At 37.3% G+C, this 18213-nt stretch carries 15 protein-coding genes; 14 read left to right on the top strand and 1 reads right to left on the bottom strand.

The window, feature by feature from the left end; all coding sequences use genetic code 11:
• Window positions 1–125 precede the first annotated feature (125 nt).
• The 6 genes from JF75_RS05500 (at window position 126) to JF75_RS05475 (ending at window position 4532) form a co-directional block, all read left to right on the top strand.
• Window positions 126–851 (top strand): SLAP domain-containing protein, encoded by a 726-nt coding sequence (locus JF75_RS05500; RefSeq protein WP_046332198.1) that lies wholly within the window; start codon window positions 126–128, stop codon window positions 849–851.
• Window positions 852–883: 32 nt separating this feature from the next.
• The gene (locus JF75_RS05495) at window positions 884–1366 is read left to right on the top strand and encodes a nitroreductase family protein (protein WP_046332197.1); all 483 of its coding nucleotides are present in this window, start codon (window positions 884–886) and stop codon (window positions 1364–1366) included.
• A gap of 176 nt (window positions 1367–1542) precedes the next feature.
• The gene (gene dhaK, locus JF75_RS05490; RefSeq protein ID WP_046332196.1) at window positions 1543–2538 is read left to right on the top strand and encodes a dihydroxyacetone kinase subunit DhaK; all 996 of its coding nucleotides are present in this window, start codon (window positions 1543–1545) and stop codon (window positions 2536–2538) included.
• Between the two features lie 17 nt (window positions 2539–2555).
• On the top strand, window positions 2556–3140 hold the full coding sequence (gene dhaL, locus JF75_RS05485) for a dihydroxyacetone kinase subunit DhaL (RefSeq protein ID WP_046332195.1): 585 nt from the start codon (window positions 2556–2558) through the stop codon (window positions 3138–3140).
• Window positions 3137–3508: a dihydroxyacetone kinase phosphoryl donor subunit DhaM gene (gene dhaM, locus JF75_RS05480; RefSeq protein ID WP_046332194.1), complete on the top strand. Its 372-nt coding sequence runs from the start codon at window positions 3137–3139 to the stop codon at window positions 3506–3508. The genes dhaL and dhaM overlap by 4 nt, the downstream gene beginning before the upstream one ends.
• A gap of 304 nt (window positions 3509–3812) precedes the next feature.
• Complete coding sequence (locus JF75_RS05475; RefSeq protein WP_046332193.1) at window positions 3813–4532, top strand: MIP/aquaporin family protein; 720 nt, start codon at window positions 3813–3815, stop codon at window positions 4530–4532.
• 49 nt (window positions 4533–4581) lie between these two features.
• On the opposite strand, the gene JF75_RS05470 is transcribed toward JF75_RS05475, so the two are convergent.
• Window positions 4582–5475: a LysR family transcriptional regulator gene (locus tag JF75_RS05470; protein WP_046332192.1), complete on the bottom strand. Its 894-nt coding sequence runs from the start codon at window positions 5473–5475 to the stop codon at window positions 4582–4584.
• A gap of 205 nt (window positions 5476–5680) precedes the next feature.
• On the opposite strand from JF75_RS05470, the gene JF75_RS05465 reads away from it, so the two are divergent.
• From JF75_RS05465 to JF75_RS05430, 8 genes are all read left to right on the top strand, one after another.
• A complete protein-coding gene (locus JF75_RS05465; RefSeq protein WP_046332947.1) occupies window positions 5681–7465 on the top strand; it encodes an FAD-binding protein in 1785 nt (594 codons plus the stop codon).
• Window positions 7466–7477: 12 nt separating this feature from the next.
• Window positions 7478–9313, top strand: a complete 1836-nt coding sequence (locus JF75_RS05460) for an FAD-binding protein (RefSeq protein ID WP_046332191.1) — start codon at window positions 7478–7480, stop codon at window positions 9311–9313.
• 4 nt (window positions 9314–9317) lie between these two features.
• Window positions 9318–10733, top strand: coding sequence for a DASS family sodium-coupled anion symporter (locus tag JF75_RS05455; protein WP_046332190.1), 1416 nt, complete (start codon window positions 9318–9320; stop codon window positions 10731–10733).
• A gap of 122 nt (window positions 10734–10855) precedes the next feature.
• Entirely contained in the window at window positions 10856–11818 is a 963-nt protein-coding gene (locus tag JF75_RS05450) for a glycosylasparaginase (RefSeq protein ID WP_209423259.1), read from the top strand.
• 26 nt (window positions 11819–11844) lie between these two features.
• Entirely contained in the window at window positions 11845–12480 is a 636-nt protein-coding gene (locus tag JF75_RS05445) for a copper homeostasis protein CutC (RefSeq protein WP_046332188.1), read from the top strand.
• Window positions 12481–13103: 623 nt separating this feature from the next.
• A complete protein-coding gene (gene brnQ / locus JF75_RS05440; protein ID WP_046332187.1) occupies window positions 13104–14480 on the top strand; it encodes a branched-chain amino acid transport system II carrier protein in 1377 nt (458 codons plus the stop codon).
• 126 nt (window positions 14481–14606) lie between these two features.
• Window positions 14607–16616 (top strand): copper-translocating P-type ATPase, encoded by a 2010-nt coding sequence (locus JF75_RS05435; protein ID WP_046332946.1) that lies wholly within the window; start codon window positions 14607–14609, stop codon window positions 16614–16616.
• Window positions 16617–16799: 183 nt separating this feature from the next.
• Complete coding sequence (locus JF75_RS05430) at window positions 16800–18203, top strand: class II fumarate hydratase (RefSeq protein ID WP_046332186.1); 1404 nt, start codon at window positions 16800–16802, stop codon at window positions 18201–18203.
• The last annotated feature ends 10 nt before the right edge of the window (window positions 18204–18213 follow it).

Here is an 18213-nt window from a genome sequence, read left to right as displayed (position 1 = left end):
TAAGTTATGAAAATGATATATCACAAAACAAAGCCGTAAATTAATTGTTTTGATTTTGTAAAAGAAATTATTTATTCAAAGTAGTAGAATGTATATAAATAAGTTTTTAACAATGAGGTGTCAACATGAAGAAAAAACTACTGTTAAGTGTAGCTGGAGTCGCATCTTTGACTTTAGGATTGAGTGTAACTAAGCCAGTGCTCGCCGCAGATACTCCTGCAGCAACCACCAATCAAAGTCAGACTAATACTGCAACTTCTAATACTGCAAAGGGAGATTCGAACACGACAAATACTAACGACCAAAGTCAAACCAATAATGGACAATCAAATACAACTGACAATACCAATAAACCTGCTACTGCAGATACAGACAAAAAGCCCAAGAAAAATAAAACTAATTCAAATAATGCGATAAAATATTTAGGCAAAACTGTCAAATTAAAGAGAAATGCCTATATATTTGACAGTAAGGGTAAAAGAATTAAAAACAAAAAACTGAAAAAAGGAACAATTCTTTCAGTTACGGGTTTTACCACAGTTAAAAATAAGAGCTACTTGCAAATATCATTAAATGGTAAGAAAACTAAGAAGAAAGAATACGTAAAGCCAGGTAATGTAAAGCTTTTTAAAGTTGCCAGCTATAAGGTAAAACGCAATGCTAAAGTTTATAATAGCCAAGGCAAGCTTCTGGTAAAAGGAAATAAATATTCATACGTTAAAAAAGGTACAACAGTTTTTGTATATAGTACAAAGAAGATCAAAGGTAAAAAGCTAGTAGGAATATCTGAAACACAGTTTTTAAAATGGTCTGATTTAGTTCATAAGACTGGTAAAGCAGTCATTAAATAATTGCGGTTTTGTTTTTCTTAGGAGGCATGCAAATGACTGATCCTGTTTTAAAGAGAGTAGCTGTCAGAAAATATACGACAGAAAAAGTTGCTCAAAATGATATTGATAAGTTGATCAATGCTTTTCAAGCATCTCCTTGTGGTATGCATCAAACTGATGTGATGCAGATGACAGTGGTTGAGGATGAAAAATTATTATCACAAATAGAACAAGTTACAAATAATGCTTGCTATAATGCCCCTTTATTATTTGTCATTAATGTCAAAAAGAACAATGAGTTTGGTGAAAGAGACGCATCTGTTGCTGCAGAAAACATAATGGTAGAGGCGGCAGAACTCAACTTGGGTTCGGTTTATCTAATGAATGCAGCAAGCGTGCTCAATTCTGCTAAAAACTTGGAAGAGAAGTTAGGTCTTCCGCAGAATTTTGAAACCTGTGTTATTGTTGCCTGCGGTCATGCTGCTGAACAACCAAATGATGATAGATCAAATAGATACAAAGTAGTAAGAAGATAAGAACTTAAGTATAAAAATCAAAGACTTTAGCTATCAGCTGCATTTTAATGACGCTAGCTAAAGTTTTTTATTTTGACGAAATTTTTAATTTATTGAAACACAAATGGTTTATATAAATGTTACTTGGTATAATAGTTATGTAAGCGTTACATTTATTTACTTAAGGAGCTAATTACATGAAAAAAATTATTAATGATCCTGCTAATGTTGTACCAGAAATGGTTAAAGGTATGGTGAGATCTTATCCTCAATTTATAACTAAAATAGAAGATGCTGAAGCTGTGATGAGAGCAGATAAAGACTCGATGACTGGTAAAGTAGGCATTGTCAGTGGGGGAGGCTCTGGCCATGAACCTACTCATGCTGGTTTTGTAGGTAATGGGATGTTGAGTGCAGCTGTTTGCGGGGAAGTGTTTACATCCCCAACACCTGATCAAATATACGCAGCCATCAAAGCAGTCGATCAAGGTCAAGGTGTCTTTTTAGTAATTAAAAATTATTCAGGAGACGTCATGAACTTTGATATGGCAAAAGATATGGCTGATATGGACAACATCAAAGTAAAATCAATTGTAGTCGATGACGATATTGCTGTAGAAAACAGCACATTCACGCAAGGTAGACGTGGTGTAGCCGGTACTTTATTTATGCATAAGATACTTGGCGCCATGGCTCAAAACGGCGCAAGTTTAGACGAAATTGATGCAGCAGCCAAAAAAGTTTTGCCTAATATTAAAACAATTGCAGTAGCCTTATCAGCTGCTACCAATCCCGAAACAGGCAAACCTGGTTTTGTTTTAAAAGATGATGAAATTGAATATGGCGTAGGTATCCACTCAGAGCCTGGCTACCGTCGTGAAAAAATTAAGCCTGCAAAAGACTTGGTGTCTGAATTGGTAGGCAAATTAAATGATGAGATGCATTTAGATCACAGCAAGAAATATGCGGTATTGGTTAATGGCATGGGTGCAACTCCATTAATGGAACAATTCATTTTTAGCAATGACTTGCTTGATAAATTGGCAGAGTTTGATGTTAAACCTGCATTCATGAAAGTTGGTAATTACATGACCTCATTGGATATGGCCGGTATTTCCCTCACAATTTTTGAAATAGCTGATGAAAAATGGCTCGGGTACCTTAATCAGCCCGTTGAAACAATTGCTTGGTAAAAGAAGGGAAGAATAATATGGGATTGACTGTAAACAATTTAATTGACTGGATAAATAATTTTTCCGCCAAAATCGAACAAAATAAGCAATATTTAAGTGACCTTGATACAGCTATAGGTGATGGTGACCATGGCTTTAATATGAGTCGCGGTATGAAAGCGGTTAGTCAAAAACTTTCTACTAAACCTGAAACTATTACTGACGTATTCAAGCAAATTGCTATGACTTTAATTTCGACGGTTGGTGGAGCTTCAGGCCCACTGTATGGCACTGCTTTTTTAGAAATGGCCAAGAAAAGCGCTACTAGTGATGATATAGGTGAATTACTGGAAGCTGCTTTGACTGGGATTAAGAAACGTGGCGGTGCTGAACCCAGAGACAAAACAATGGTTGATGTTTGGTCAGTGCTTGTACCTGAAGTAAAAGCACATAATTTAACGCGAGAAAAAATTGACTCTGCTGTAGCTGCGACTAAAGATTTAGTTGCTAAAAAGGGTCGTGCTTCATATTTAGGAGAGAGATCAAAGGGTCATATTGATCCGGGTTCGCAATCTAGCGGCTATCTCTTTGAGGCTTTACTGGAAACTGAAGGCATACTATGAGTTTAGGTATCACTTTAGTATCACATGTTTCCGCAATAACTACAGGATTAACTAAACTTTTAGATCAAGTTGCAAAAGATGTGTCAATCACAACTGCTGGCGGAACAAATGAAGAAGATATAGGTACCAGTATGGATAAAGTTTTGCAGGCCTTTTCGGACAATAAAGCTGATGAAATTTTGGCTTTTTATGATTTAGGCAGTGCCAAAATGAATATTGAATTAGCTACTGAAATGACTTCAAAAAAAATCCACTTATATGATGTGGCCTTTATCGAGGGAGCGTATACAGCAGCTACTCTGATTGAAGCTGGAGTTAATTTAACTGAAATAGAAAAGCAACTTGAGTGCTTAAAAATAAAAAAATAGGTTTAAAAAGATATAATCTGCTGCTTTGTCCTAATTTTGGGGCATATCAAATTTCAAAGTTAACTCTTTCAATAAAAATAACAAATGTAAAATTATAACAAAAATTATTAAGAAATAGAATACAAACTTCATAAAAGCAAGAATATTAAATAACAATTATTTAAAAAAGATTCCACTCAACATTTTGTTTAAAGAAAGGGTTTACACACGCTAGATTTTATAATATATTTTGTTTGGGAGTAATTTGCTACTAGACATTATTTTAGGTTTATTAACCTAATAATCGAAGTAGGAGATTTAAAAAATGAATAATAGCTTAACAATGCAAGTAGTGGGAGAGTTCATCGGAACTATCATCTTAGTATTGCTTGGAGATGGCGTTTGTGCTGGTGTCAATTTGAACAAGTCAAAAGCAAAAGGTAGCGGCTGGATCGTTATTTCTTTTGGTTGGGGTTTCGCTGTCACTTTCGGTGTATTTTGTGTTAGTTGGCTTTGCCCGGGACACTTTAATCCAGCCGTATCATTAGGAATGGCTCTTGCAAATAAATTGCCCTGGTCTTCAGTTTTGCCATATATGCTGGCACAGACAGCCGGAGGCTTTATCGGTGGTATCTTAGTTTGGCTAACCTATTTTCCTCACTGGGAAGAAACTACTGATAAAGAGGGCATTCTAGGTTCTTTTGCAACTACACCAGCCATTAGAAACTATACGTGGAATTTCTTTACAGAAATGATTGCTACATTTGTTTTGGTTTTCGGTTTGCTCGGATTAACTAATACTAAATTAGCAGCGGGTCTCAATCCGTTACTAGCAGGATTTTTGATCACGGCGATTTGTTTGTCCTTGGGAGGACCAACTGGTATCGCTATTAATCCAGCTCGTGATTTAGGACCAAGACTTGCTCACCAATTTATGCCAATTGCCAATAAAGGCGGTTCAGATTGGGCTTATAGTTGGGTGCCAGTCTTTGGACCACTTTTAGGTGGGGTAATTGCAGCATTATTATTCAATGTAATTGTCTAATGAAAAAGGCTCACGTTAACAAGACGTGAGTCTTTTTGTTTGCCCAAAATTATTGATATTCATCTGGTTTAAAATGTCGCAGTATTTCGATCCCTTTGCGCTGATATTTGTTAGGTATGAAGCTTTTTCTCATTGCTATCTGCATGTATGCCCACAATTTTTGCCCCGGCTTTAATCGAATGACATGTATATCGGAAACCTCTTTTAAGCTGCTTTCCATAGCAAGAGCAATTCCTACATTGCGTTTAACTAATTCAATCATCATTCTCATTGTAGTAGCAGTGTATGAAATTTGTGGCGTAAAATCGCCCAATTTTGCTTCCTGCTCAAGGCATTCTCTAGTTAAATAGCCTCTTTTGCGGGCGACAAATTTGCGGTTGCGCAGGTCTGCTGCACTAATTTGGTGGACATCCCGCCACTTATCGCTTGTACTGGTAATAATGACCAGTTCGGTTCTTTGCAAGTTATGAATAAAATATTCGGGATCGTTAATAGGAACCATCCACGAATATATTGCTACATCAACGGTGCCGTCGGTTAAATCAGAAAAGGCGTTAGCCGATCTTTCAATTCTAGATTCAATTAGATTGGCAATATTTGCTTGATAAAATTTTTGAATAATATCGGCGATGTAAAGGCTACCGGCTTCTCCAGAAAAGGCAAGCCGAATTTTTTTATCACTGGCATGCATCACATCATAATTAATGCTGGCGATATCTTGCAATAGTATTTTTGCTCTTTTATAAAGTAAGTCGCCAGCATCGGTCAAAGTTATTTTACTTTTACGATTTTTTTGCACTATTAGTGGATCATCGAACTTATCTGCCAGCCGCTTCACTGCCATGGAAATGGTGGGCTGGGTAACGTCAAAAAATGCGGCCGTAGTGGTATAGTTTCCTGTTTCAACTAATTTACAAAAATATAATAAGTCTTTTTCATTCATGGGTACTTCCTAAATAAATAAAATTTATAAATATATCTAATTAAATTATATTAAATTTAACTTTAATGTACAACAACAAGTTGCTGTAATAGATTTTTGTATTATGAAACTAAATTATTTTTCTTAAAAATTTAATTAGACTTAAAAAGTTGGTCAAGATATATTTAGGTTAAGAATAGTTTATAAGAAAGTGATGGTGAAAAATTTGATTTATGATTCATCTCTCAAATGGGACGCCGTTTACGACGTAATTGTAGTCGGATTCGGTGGAGCCGGTGCTGGTGCAGCAAGATTTGCAGCAGATAACAAAGCGCACGTTCTGCTCATTGATTCAGCTCCCGAAGGTCATGAAGGTGGCAATACCAGGTATGCTGGTGGTGCTTTTGCTTGGAGCGATAATTTCAGTGATCTGCGTGAATATTACAAGCAAACTTATTATCCTTTTAAGTATGATCCCAAAGATTTAGATGCTTTTGTCAATAATGTTTTAAAGATGAAGGAATATTCCCAAAAATATTTTGGCATTGAAGCACAATACACCGGCAGAAGGCCTAAAGGAGAATATCCAGAATACAAGCATGCAGATACTATGCGCTCACAAAGCATGACGACCGGTATGTATAATGGCGGATTCTGGAAATTATTACGTAAAAAGGTATACGAGCGCTTAGATAAAATTGATGTTTGGTTTGAAAGTCCCGCACAACATTTAATTCAGGACCCCAACACTAAAACCATTTTAGGTGTGCAAATAAAACATCAAGGTATAAATAGAAATGTAGCTGCCAGAAATGGTGTAGTTCTATCATGTGGTGGCTTTGAAAATAACCCAGATATGGTGCAAACATTTTTAGGTCAAGGTTCTTTAGCTCCAATTGGTACTTTGTATAATCAAGGTAAAGGAATCGATTTGGCAGTTGAAGCTGGTGCCAGACTGTGGCACATGTCTAACTATGATTCACATGGTTTTTCTTTAAGAGAAGGGCAGCCAAGAGAAAAATTTGCTTACATGATCAACTGGAAGAGCTTGTTTAATGGGAGTATTTTCGTTGCTGGCGATGATGGCACCCGGTATTACCGTGAAGACGAAGAAGACCGTCATGGTTACAAATATAACCACGGCAACTGGATTATGCAGCCTAATCAAAATCATCCACATATCATCATGGACCAAAGGCAATTTGAGCAACTAGCTAATGATGATTCCGATAAGGCTGAACAAATTAAGAGCCTGATTACCTACGCAATCAAAGCAGAAAGTATTGCCGAATTGGCTGATAAGATTGCCGCACCAAAATTGGCCGAAGCTGTCAGTGATTTTAACTTTTTAGTCAATGAAAAAAAGCGCGATATGTTTTTAAATCGTAAAATTGAAACAATGCGTGCTTTTGGCGCAGGTCCATATTATGCTATCCCAATTTGCCACAACATTCTGCATACACATGGTGGCGCTCGTCGTAATGAAAATTGCGAAGTTTTGGACATGGAGAATAATGTTATTCCTCATTTATATGAAGCCGGTGAATTAGGAGATATTTTTGCTACCAAATATGTTGGTGCAAACAGTATTGCTGATTTGTTAATTTCTGGCAAAATTGCCGGAGAAAATGCTGCGTGGCCAAAAAGAAAAATGGCTGAAGTTGATGTAGTTACAGGTGCTTCAGAAAACCCTGATCTAAAATCTGACGCCCATGCTTCTTCAACTGATTTTGAAGCTGGACCTAATCAGGGAATCGGAATTAGTGAAAATGGCATTAATGATGTCCCAATTGTGGTACGCGTCACGATGTCAGGTGATAAGATTTCTCAAATTGAAACACTGCAAGAAAAAGAAACGCCTTATTTGGGAGGCAAAGCAATTCCCGTTCTAACTAATGAAATGATTGAAAAACAAACTACAGAGGTTGATGCGGTCAGTGGCGCAAGTACAACTAGTGCTGCTTTTAAAGAAGCGGTCAACCAAGCAATTGAGAACGCTGAAAAGCAGTAAAGAAGTGCAAAAATGAAAATCAACGAAAAAACTAAGTGGAATGGTGTGTATGATGTAGTCGTTTTAGGTTTCGGTGGAGCCGGAGGCACGGCAGCTCGTTTTGCGGCAGAAAATGGTGCTCAAGTCTTATTAGTTGACGCTGCTCCTTATGGTCATGAGGGTGGTAACACCCGTTATTCAGCACAGCATGTCGCTATGGCACATGATAGAAAGAAGATTGCTGAATATTATGAGCAGCTGGCAGCGCCGTATAATTTTGATCAGAAAACAATGGCTGCTTATCTTGATGGTTTTGTTAATATGCCGCAATATTTTAAAAAGTATTTTGGTATTGATCCTTTTATCTGGTCACGTGATAATCAACCAGGTGACCATTTGGCAAAGAAAAAGAATTTATGTGAGTATCCTGAATATCGCGGCTCTGACACCTTTGATTTTGCTCTGGTTCATAACCAAGACTTTGATGCTGAACTATGGAAAGTAATTCGTGCTCAAGTAGTCACAAATGCTGCCAACATTGATGTTTGGCTTAATTCTAAAGCAGAGCATTTATTGCAGGATGAAGCAACTGGTGAAATAGCTGGAGTAGTTATTAATCGTAACAAGAAACAATATTATATTCATGCTCGCAAAGGAGTAATTGTTGCTACAGGTGGCTTTGAAAATAATAAGCAGATGCAGCAGGATTACCTGCACGTCACTAAATTAACCCCGCTGGGCACTCTCTATAATAAGGGTGACGGGATTAAAATGACAGCAGAAGTTGGAGCAAAAATGTGGCACATGAGCAATTATGAGTCATTAGGCATCGTTCCTAGTTATGTAATTGCTGAAGGTGAAAATGAGCGTGGTCGGCAAGTTAGCGGTTGGCAAAATGTCAAATCAGGTGCGATTTTTGTAGTAGCAGACGATGGTACCCGCTTTATGCGCGAAGATGCCAAATTCAGGCATGGTCATATCGCTGAACACGGGGACTATTTATTGCCTCACGCTTACGACAATGCGTGGCTAGTCTTTGATAATCAGCAATATCAAAAGTTTGTTTTAGAACAGAAACAAGGAAAGCTCAAGTATGGTAAATTCTTTGACAAGGTTGTTAGTGCCAGTTCACTGACTCAATTAGCCCAAAAAATGAATGTACCAGCCGCAAATCTGGAAAATACTGTTTCGCAATTTAACGAGTTTGCCACTAACGGCAAGGATCTGGAATTTGGTCGTGCACCTGAGTCAATGACCAGTTTCGATTTAAAAGATGACGTCCATGCAGTTAAATTGGCTCCCGCAGTGCTTAATACCCAAGGTGGACCAGAACATGATGAGTTTGCCCGTGTACTTGATGTCAACGATCAACCAATCAAACGCCTATACACAGCTGGTGAGCTTGGCGGAATGTGCGTCAATTGTTATCAGGGCGGTGGCAACTTAGCTGAATGCTTGATTTTTGGCAAAATTGCTGGAGAAAATGCTGCCAAGTTAGAGCCAATTGAGGATTCGATTAATTTAACGGAGAAATTACCGCGAATTAATGATCTTTTGGATGGAGAAAAGGACGATCAAATTGAGCTGGGACAAAATCAGTTTCTAGGATCTTCTGAAGCAGGTATTGGCGGCAGGATTTTGGTTCGCGTTACTTATTTTGATAATAAAATTAAAAAAATCGAAGTCCTGGAAAATCATGAAACGGAAGGAATTGGAGCTGTAGCCATTGACCGTATACCCCAAGAAATGGTAAGCAATAATTCTACCGATGTTGATGCAGTTTCAGGAGCGTCTACCACTACTAATGCTTTAAAGGAAGCCGTGAATGCGGCGATTAAGAAAGCACAAAATAGCTCTAAAGGAGAATAAAGAAATGTTAGATAAAATTCAATGGAAAAAGTGGGTTTTACCACTAGCTATTGGCATTGGCTTATGGCTGTTAACTCCATTAAAACCAGCGGCAATTAACGTTCAAGCTTGGCACCTTTTCGCCATATTTATTGCAACTATAATTGCCTGTGTAACTAAACCATTGCCTATGATGGCAACTACTATAATTGCGGTGGTGATTGCTACATTAACTGGTATTTTTAAGATGGAAGAAGTCACTGCCGGTTTTGGTAATTCCACGGCATGGATGGTCGCTATGTGTATGTTTATGGCGGCCGGCTTTATTAAATCAGGTCTTGGTAAAAGAATTGCCTATTTCTTTGTCAAAACTTTTGGCAAGAGAACTTTAGGTTTGGCTTATGCCTTATCGTTAGTGGAAACTGTTTTGGCAATCGGCATCCCAAGTAACAACGCTCGTGTTAACGGAATTATGTACCCAATTATTGATAACTTATCAAGAGAAATGGGTTCAGATCCTAAAAAGGGAACTGAGCGTGACATGGGTTCTTTCCTTGTCTTTACAGAATACGAAGTTAACATCGTTACTTCCACAATGTTTTTAACTGGTTTGGCAGGAAACATGGTGGCACTAGGAATAGCAAAGACGCAAAACGTTACCATTTCGTGGATGCAATGGTTTGTAGCTGCAATTGTACCGGGCATAATTTCCTTAATATTAGTACCTTTTATTCTATATAAAATATATCCGCCTAAGATCAAGGAAACACCTAATGCTCATGCTTGGGCAGACAAAAAATTACAAGAATTAGGCAAAATGACAGCTGCAGAAAAAATTATGGGTGTGGTTTTTGTCCTGTCAGTTGCATTATGGTTAGTAGGTTCTAAGTTTGGTATTGACGCTACTTTAGTCAGCTTTATTGCAGTTGCATTACTATTGGTATTTGGCGTCATTAACGTTAAGGACATTTTAGGTCAGAGTTTTGCTTGGAACATCTTAACTTGGCTTTCAATTATCATGTTGATGTCTCAAAAATTAATGACTTTGGGCTTTTTCCCTTGGTTCTCAAAGACTTTAGGTAGTGCACTTCATGGTATGAACTGGGTTTTAGTACTGGTAATATTATTCTTGGTATATTTCTACCTCCACTATTTATTCCCAAGTGTCTCTACACAAATTTCTGCCCTTTACGCAGGATTTCTCTCAATTGCGATTGGTGCCGGAGTGCCACCTATGATGGCAGCGTTAATGCTAGCTTTGGACGGTTCTTTATACTTGTCAACTTCAAGCTATTCGGCAGGTCCTGCTGCTTTACTTTCTTCAACAGGCTATGTTTCTAACAAAGATTGGTGGAAACTAAGCGCCATAATTGGTGTTGTACTTAACATCATCTGGTTAGGCGGCGGTCTGATTTGGACTAAACTTATCGGCATGTGGTAATAAACAGGCTTTGAATTTTTGGTTCAAGGCCTTTTTTGATGTTCTCAAAATTTTTAGAGTTAGGGAGTTGTTAGTTGAACCGCTCTAGTTTAGTATTATTACTATATTTAAGAAAAAGGACGATCAAAATGAAAAGTTGGGCTGCAATATCTACTTGGAGTATGTCATATGATGGGCTGGTAAAAGCCGGTGATGTGCTTAAACAAGGCGCTAATGCTGGTGATGCTGTTGAAAATTTGATTAAGGAAGTAGAATCATATCCTTTATACAAATCTGTAGGTTATGGCGGGTTGCCGAATGAGAATGGTGTTGTCCAAATGGACGCAGCTTTTATGAATGGTGATACTTTAGCACAAGGATCAGTAGCCGCTATTGAAAATGTGAAGCATGCTGTTTCTGTAGCCAGAAAATTGAGTTTAAATAAGACCAACAGTTTTTTAGTCGGAGAAGGCGCCACTAAATTTGCTATGCAAAATGGCTTTGAAATGACCAATATGCTGACTGAAAGAGCAAAGGCAATTTGGCAAGAAAAAGTCAAAGAGCAGGCTCAGTCTGGACTGCATCCTTATGATGGACACGATACTGTTGGGGCATTAACACTTGATCAAGCTGAATCGATGGCTGCAGCTACATCTACTTCAGGTTTATTTATGAAAAAAGAGGGTCGTATTGGTGACTCGCCTTTATCAGGGTCTGGTTTTTATGCAGATAGCAATATTGGTGCAGCTGCAGCTACTGGTTTGGGTGAAGATATAATGAAAGGTTGTCTTTCATATGAAATTGTGCGAAAAATGGCAGGAGGCATGTCTCCACAGCAAGCTTGCGATGCTGCGCTTTATCCTTTTTGCCATGATTTAAAACAACGCTATGGTCAAGTAGGGGAAATTTCTTTAATTGCTTTAAATCGAAAAGGTGAGTGGGGAGTAGCTACTAATGTGGAATTTCCTTTTTGTGTTGCTAATGAAAAACAAAAAGCTCAAATTTTAATGGCCAACCCTGGAAAAAATCAAAAGACTCAGATTGAGCCTATTTCACAGTCTTGGTTAGATGATTATCAAAAACAGATCAATGCTCCGGTCGAGTAACGTTTAACTAAAAGAAAGAGAATAAAATGCTAAAAGAAGCGTGTGTTGAAAATTTTTATAATATTCCTCATGTAATTAAGGCTGGCGCTGACAGAGTAGAGCTGAATAATGATTTGGCGTTGGGTGGAACTACGCCCTCCTATGGCGTAATAAAGAAATCTGTCACTTACGCTGAGAATTTTAAAATACCGGTTGTCATAATGATTAGACCTAGAGGTGGAGATTTTGTTTATAGTGAAAATGAAATCGGCATAATGGCTGATGACATTGAAGCGTCTGCCAAACTGGGTGCTCAAGGAGTGGCTTTTGGATGTTTGACCACCAATAATCAAATAAATAGAATTCAAATGAAACATCTAATTACACTAGCTCGTTCCTTAAACGTTGAAGTCGTTATGCACATGGCTTTTGATGACATATCAAATGATAAACAGAAAACAGAATTAAACTGGTTAGCAGATCAAGGAGTCAAAAGAATTTTGACACATGGTGGAAAATTAGACAAACCTATCTTGGCAACAATACTCCATTTAAAAGAAATAATTAAATGGGCGAATGATCGTATAGAAATTTTGCCAGGTGGAGGCATCACAACCGAAAATAGAGAAGATATTGCCAAAAAATTGCAGTTAAATGAACTTCATGGTTCGAAAATTGTTTAGACATAAAAGGACTAAAAGTTATTTTATCTTGAAATATCTTATCAGGTTTAATATGAAAAATAATCGTTAATATCCGTTCAGTGCTAACTTCTCTGACTTTATTCTTAGTTTGCTTTTTGATTGCGGTTTTAGATTACTGAAATAAATGTATGATGCAACCTTGCTTATTATGATTTCAAAAACATCCTTTGGTATATTATTTTTTCAGGCAATTTCACTAATTTTTCAAAATTTTAGTTGACAGAAAATAAGACATTGATTAAAATACTATTAATATTGATAAAGCGAAGAAAAGATAAGTAAGCTTACAAGTAGCGTTTAAGAGAGTCCTATTGCTGAGAACGGACCGTGATGGCAAGCTGAAAGTAACTTTGAGCTATATGGTGAATTTTAGTAGCTATTATTGGGTACACCCATTAACGTGTTAGCGTATCGCATTCTTGCCGTACGTGAAGTGACTATGCTATTTGTCATTTTTTGATTTATAGTGCAGTAATATAGGTGGTACCGTGCTAAAGCACCCTTGATTTTAAATCAAGGGTGCTTTTTTATTCCCCAAAATAATCTAGCCAACCCTTTATCATTATTAAATTTATCTGTAATTCTGTTTAGGAGGAATTGTAATGGAAGAAATTGAGCAAGATGTTAATACAAAGCCTTTAACATGGAAACAATATTTGGTAGTAGCATCATTGTTGTTTGGGCTGTTTTTTGGTGCAGGCAACTTGATTTTTCCGATTCATTTAGGTCAGCTTTCAGGAGCAAATTGGGGAATAGCTACTTTTGGGTTTTTGGTAACGGCAGTGCTTTTACCTTTACTGGCTGTTTTAGCTATTAGCGCAAGTCATGCAAAAGGAGTTTATGATATTGGCAGGCCACTGGGTAACATTTTTGCTCTAGTTTTCATGGTTTTAATCCATTTAACTCTGGGACCCTTATTTGCCACGCCTCGTACGGCAAGCATTTCATTTTCAGTCGGTTTGCAACCAGTTTTGCCGAAATCTGCCACAAAGCCAGCACTCTTAATATTCTCTGCAATATTTTTTATTTTAGCTTTTATTATTTCGTATAAACAGTCTACGATTTTGACAAGTATTGGGAAAATTTTAAATCCATTGTTTTTGCTATTGCTATTTTCGGTTTTTTTATTGGCAGCTATCTCACCCATGGGTGCTGCTAAAAATCAAAGCATAACAGCAGCTTATCAAAGCGCTCCTTTCTTCAATGGCTTTTTAGAAGGCTATAACACAATGGATGCTCTGGCTGGATTGGCGTTTGGATATACTATTGTTTCAGCTGTCAGGCAACTGGGAAAAACTTCAGCTAAAAGTAATGCAAAGGTTACTGCAAGAGCTGGGGTTTTGGCAACAGGTGCAATTGGAATTATTTATATTGGTTTAATATGGTTAGGAGCAACAACTTTAAATCATTTTAAAATTTCGCAAGAGGGCGGCACAGTTTTCAACCAAATAGTTACTTATTATTTAGGCGATCTTGGGCATGCCTTACTTGCCACACTAGTTACTCTTACTTGTTTAACAACTGCAGTTGGTTTAATAGCAGCTTTTGCACAAGATTTTCACCGTAGTTTTAACAAAATAAGTTATCATGGCTGGTTGACTATCATGACAATTGTTTCCTTTATCACCGCTAATTTTGGCTTGGATACAATTATTTCCTGGTCAACTCCAATGCTCATGTTTTTATATCCTATTGCCATGGTTTTGATTATTTTGTCAATTTCTGGTTCTTTATTCGACCGGGACTCAATCGTTTACTTTTGTGGCATACTTTTTACCATTATACCGGCAATCCTTGATATGATCGCTTCTTTTCCACCAATAGTTAGTCAGCAATCTTGGGCTTTACAGTTGAAAGCATTCCAACTAAAATTTTTGCCGTTTGCAGATATCGGCATGGATTGGGTCATTCCCGCGATTATCGGCTTAGTTATCGGTTTAATCCTTCATTTTATGAAAAAAGAAAAGATCAGAAACTAATATCACTATATTCTAGCTGTTTCAGTTAAATTTTTTGACAACCTCTATTTATAAAAGTAGATTAAAGAAAAGATTAATCGTGAGTATTATAAATAGATGGGACTGAGTAATTTGGATAATATGAACATGAATCATAGTGGAAATATGAATCACTCAATGAATATGGGTGGTCAGGATATGATGATGCATGGCGGTCACATGATGCATATGGGCAACCTGAAGAAAAAGTTTTGGGTATCAGTCGTCTTATCCTTGCCAATCATATTTTTATCACCAGCAATGGGTGTACATTTACCATTTCAATTTTCTTTTTCCGGTTCAGAATGGGTAGTTGCACTTTTTGCTACAATTCTCTTCTTTTACGGTGGCCAACCATTTTTGTCTGGTGCTTATTATGAAATTAAGGCTAAAAAGCCTGAAATGATGACACTAATTTCTTTAGGCATTACTACAGCATATATTTATAGTTTATATGCTTTTATTAAAAATGATTTTTTAAACAGCAAAGTTCATGTCATGGATTTCTTTTGGGAATTAGCTACTTTAATTTTAATTATGTTATTAGGTCATCTGATTGAAATGAACTCAGTAATGAATGCCAATAGTTCAGTGCATGACTTGGCTAAACTTTTACCCGATAAGGTCCACGTACAACATAATGGTCAAACTATGGACATGGCAATAAACGATGTCCAAAAAAGTGCAGTAATTTTAGTCAAAGCAGGAGAAAGTATTCCTCTTGATGGGGTCATTATTAATGGTTCCAGTCAGGTGAATGAATCTTTGGTTACTGGTGAATCGCGCGAGGTAACGCGGCAAAAAAACGATAAGGTTATAGGGGGTTCAATTAACGGCTCTGGGACACTAACAGTTAAGGTTACTAATTCAGCTAATTCAGGCTTTTTAGCCAGTGTCAATAAACTAGTTCAGTCATCCCAGATGAATAAGTCCAAACTACAAAATTTGGCAGATCGGGTTTCCAGTTGGTTGTTTTATGCCGCGCTAATTTTTGGTATTATTGCTTTTCTGGTTTGGACAAGTTTACGTGGTATAGCAGGTGGTCTCGAACGAATGGTGACAGTGTTAGTAATAGCTTGCCCTCATGCTCTGGGTTTAGCTATTCCTTTAGTGAACGCTAAGAGCACATCAATCGGTGCCAAAAATGGCTTACTAATTAGAAATCGTAATGTTATTAGCATTAGTTCCAAAATCAATTATTTGCTTTTAGATAAGACTGGAACTTTGACGCAAGGGAAGTTTCAGGTGCGCAAGTATAATACTTTAAGTAAATCCTACAATGCGGATGAAGTTATTAAACTAATTGCTTCTTTAGAACAGGATTCCAATCATCCGATTGCACAAAGCATTTTACAATTTACTAAGGAAAAGGAGATTGATTTATATGCTTTATCTGACAGTAATACTTTGGCCGGAAAGGGCGTTTCAGGAATAATAAACGGAGAAGAATATCAATTAGTAAACGAAAAAACTGCAAGAGAAATAGTTAAAAACTTTCCTCAGGTAGAATCCCTGAATTATACTTCGAGTTACTTGATTAAAGGTCATGAACTTTTGGGCTACGTTGCCGTTGGTGATGAAATCAAAAAGAATGCGGCATCGTTAATTAAGCAGATTAAGGCTCTCAACATTACTCCGGTAATGTTGACTGGTGATAATGAAAAGGTAGCGCAAAACATTGCGCAGAAGTTAGGTATTACAGAAGTGCATTCTGGTCTAATGCCGGCCGATAAGCAAAAAATCGTAGCTACTTTGCAAAATCAAGGTAATAAGGTGATGATGGTCGGCGATGGCATTAACGATGCACCTAGTTTAGCCAAGGCCGACATTGGAGTTGCTATTGGAGCTGGAACAGATGTTGCCGTAGATTCTGCTGATGTCATTTTGGTAAATAGTGAACCTTTAGATATCATTAGTTTTTTAAAATTGGCCCAGCATACTCAAAGAAAAACCGTTCAAAATTTATGGTGGGGAGCCGGCTACAATATAGTGGCATTGCCGTTAGCAGCTGGAGTACTAGCTCCTTGGGGAATTTTGTTATCCCCAGCCGTTGGAGCAATTTTGATGTCCTTATCAACAGTAATAGTGGCAATTAATGCAGAAACCTTAAAAATATAACAGTCTGGACTAAGCACTCATTAGGAGTGCTTTTTGTATTTTTAAACAAATTTTAAATTTTTAAATTGATAGCCCTTTTATTTAAAAATATTGAAAAAAGTATAAAAAACCTGTATTATGAGTAAAAGAGTAATATAAAATTTATTATTAGTAAAATTTCAGCATTAAATAAGGAGACTGAACATGAGCAAAAAAGAATACCGTGTTGAAAGTGATACTATTGGCCCTGTCAAAATACCAAAAGAAGCTATCTGGGGACCCCAAACTGAACGCAGTCGTAATAATTTCCCTAGCGGCGAATTAATGCCTCTTGCAATTATCCGAGCATTTTTGCATTTGAAGAAAGCTGCTGCTGAGTCAAATGTCGAAGTGGGGGATGAAACAGCTGATAAAGGTGCGGCAATTGAAGAAGCTATTGACCAGTTGTTAAAATTAAATGATAGCGAGCTTCGTAAAGATTTTCCGCTTCATGTATTGCAAACAGGATCAGGAACCCAAAGTAATATGAACGTCAATGAAGTCGTTGCTAATTTAGCTAATAAACTTCATCCAGGTTTAAACGTTTTACCAAATGATGATGTTAATCGGGGACAGTCTTCAAATGATACTTATCCTACTGCCATGAATATTGTGGCTGTAGAAGCACTGGATAAACTTGAACCGGCTGTCCAACATCTTATTGATGAACTTAAAAACAAACAAAATAAATATTGGAAAACTGTCAAGGTAGGCCGTACTCACTTGCAAGACGCTACACCTATTACTTTTGGCCAGGAAGTTTCGGGTTATATTTCTGCATTAAAACATGACTTAAATTATATTCAAGAACTTAAACCAACATTGTATGAATTAGCAATAGGAGGAACAGCTGTTGGCACCGGACTTAACGCCGCACCTGGAATGACTGCGAAAATTGCCGGTAAATTGTCTCGAGTATATGGACACGAATTTAAAGTTAATACCAATAAGTTCTGGGGTCTGGCCCATCATTCCGGTTTAGATGTTGTTCATGGTGCTTTAAAAACTTTAGCTGCTGATATGTTTAAAATTGCTCAAGACATCAGGTTTTTGGCTTCTGGACCGAGAGCGGGCTATCACGAGCTTAATATACCAGCTAATGAACCCGGGTCGTCAATTATGCCTGGTAAAGTTAACCCCACGCAAGCTGAAGCAGTAACCATGGCAGCCGCAAAAGTTTTTGGCAATGACACCACTATTACTTTTGCGTGTTCACAAGGAAATTTTGAAATGAATGTCTATAAAACTGTCATGATTACAGCTTTTCTAGATTCATGTGATATTTTAACTGGTACTATTACAGGGTTTGCTGATAAAATGATTGCTGGTTTAACTGTTAATGCAGAAAAGATGGATGATCTGCTTGAGAGCTCATTAATGACAGTTACGGCATTATCGCCTCATATTGGTTATCATGCAGCTGCTAAAATTGCCCAAACTGCAGATAAGGAAGGAACCACTCTTAAGGAAGCAGCGCTTAAAAGTGGTAAATTAACAAAAGAGGAATATGATAAGTGGATGGATTATATGGCGATGACCAATGTGTCTCAAACTAATCCTGAAAAATAGTTTTTTAAAA

Source organism: Lactobacillus kimbladii (assembly GCF_000970755.1).
GTDB lineage: Bacteria > Bacillota > Bacilli > Lactobacillales > Lactobacillaceae > Lactobacillus > Lactobacillus kimbladii.
The sequence above is the reverse complement of the archived record's forward strand: the minus strand, read 5'-3'. Positions and strand labels throughout refer to the sequence as shown.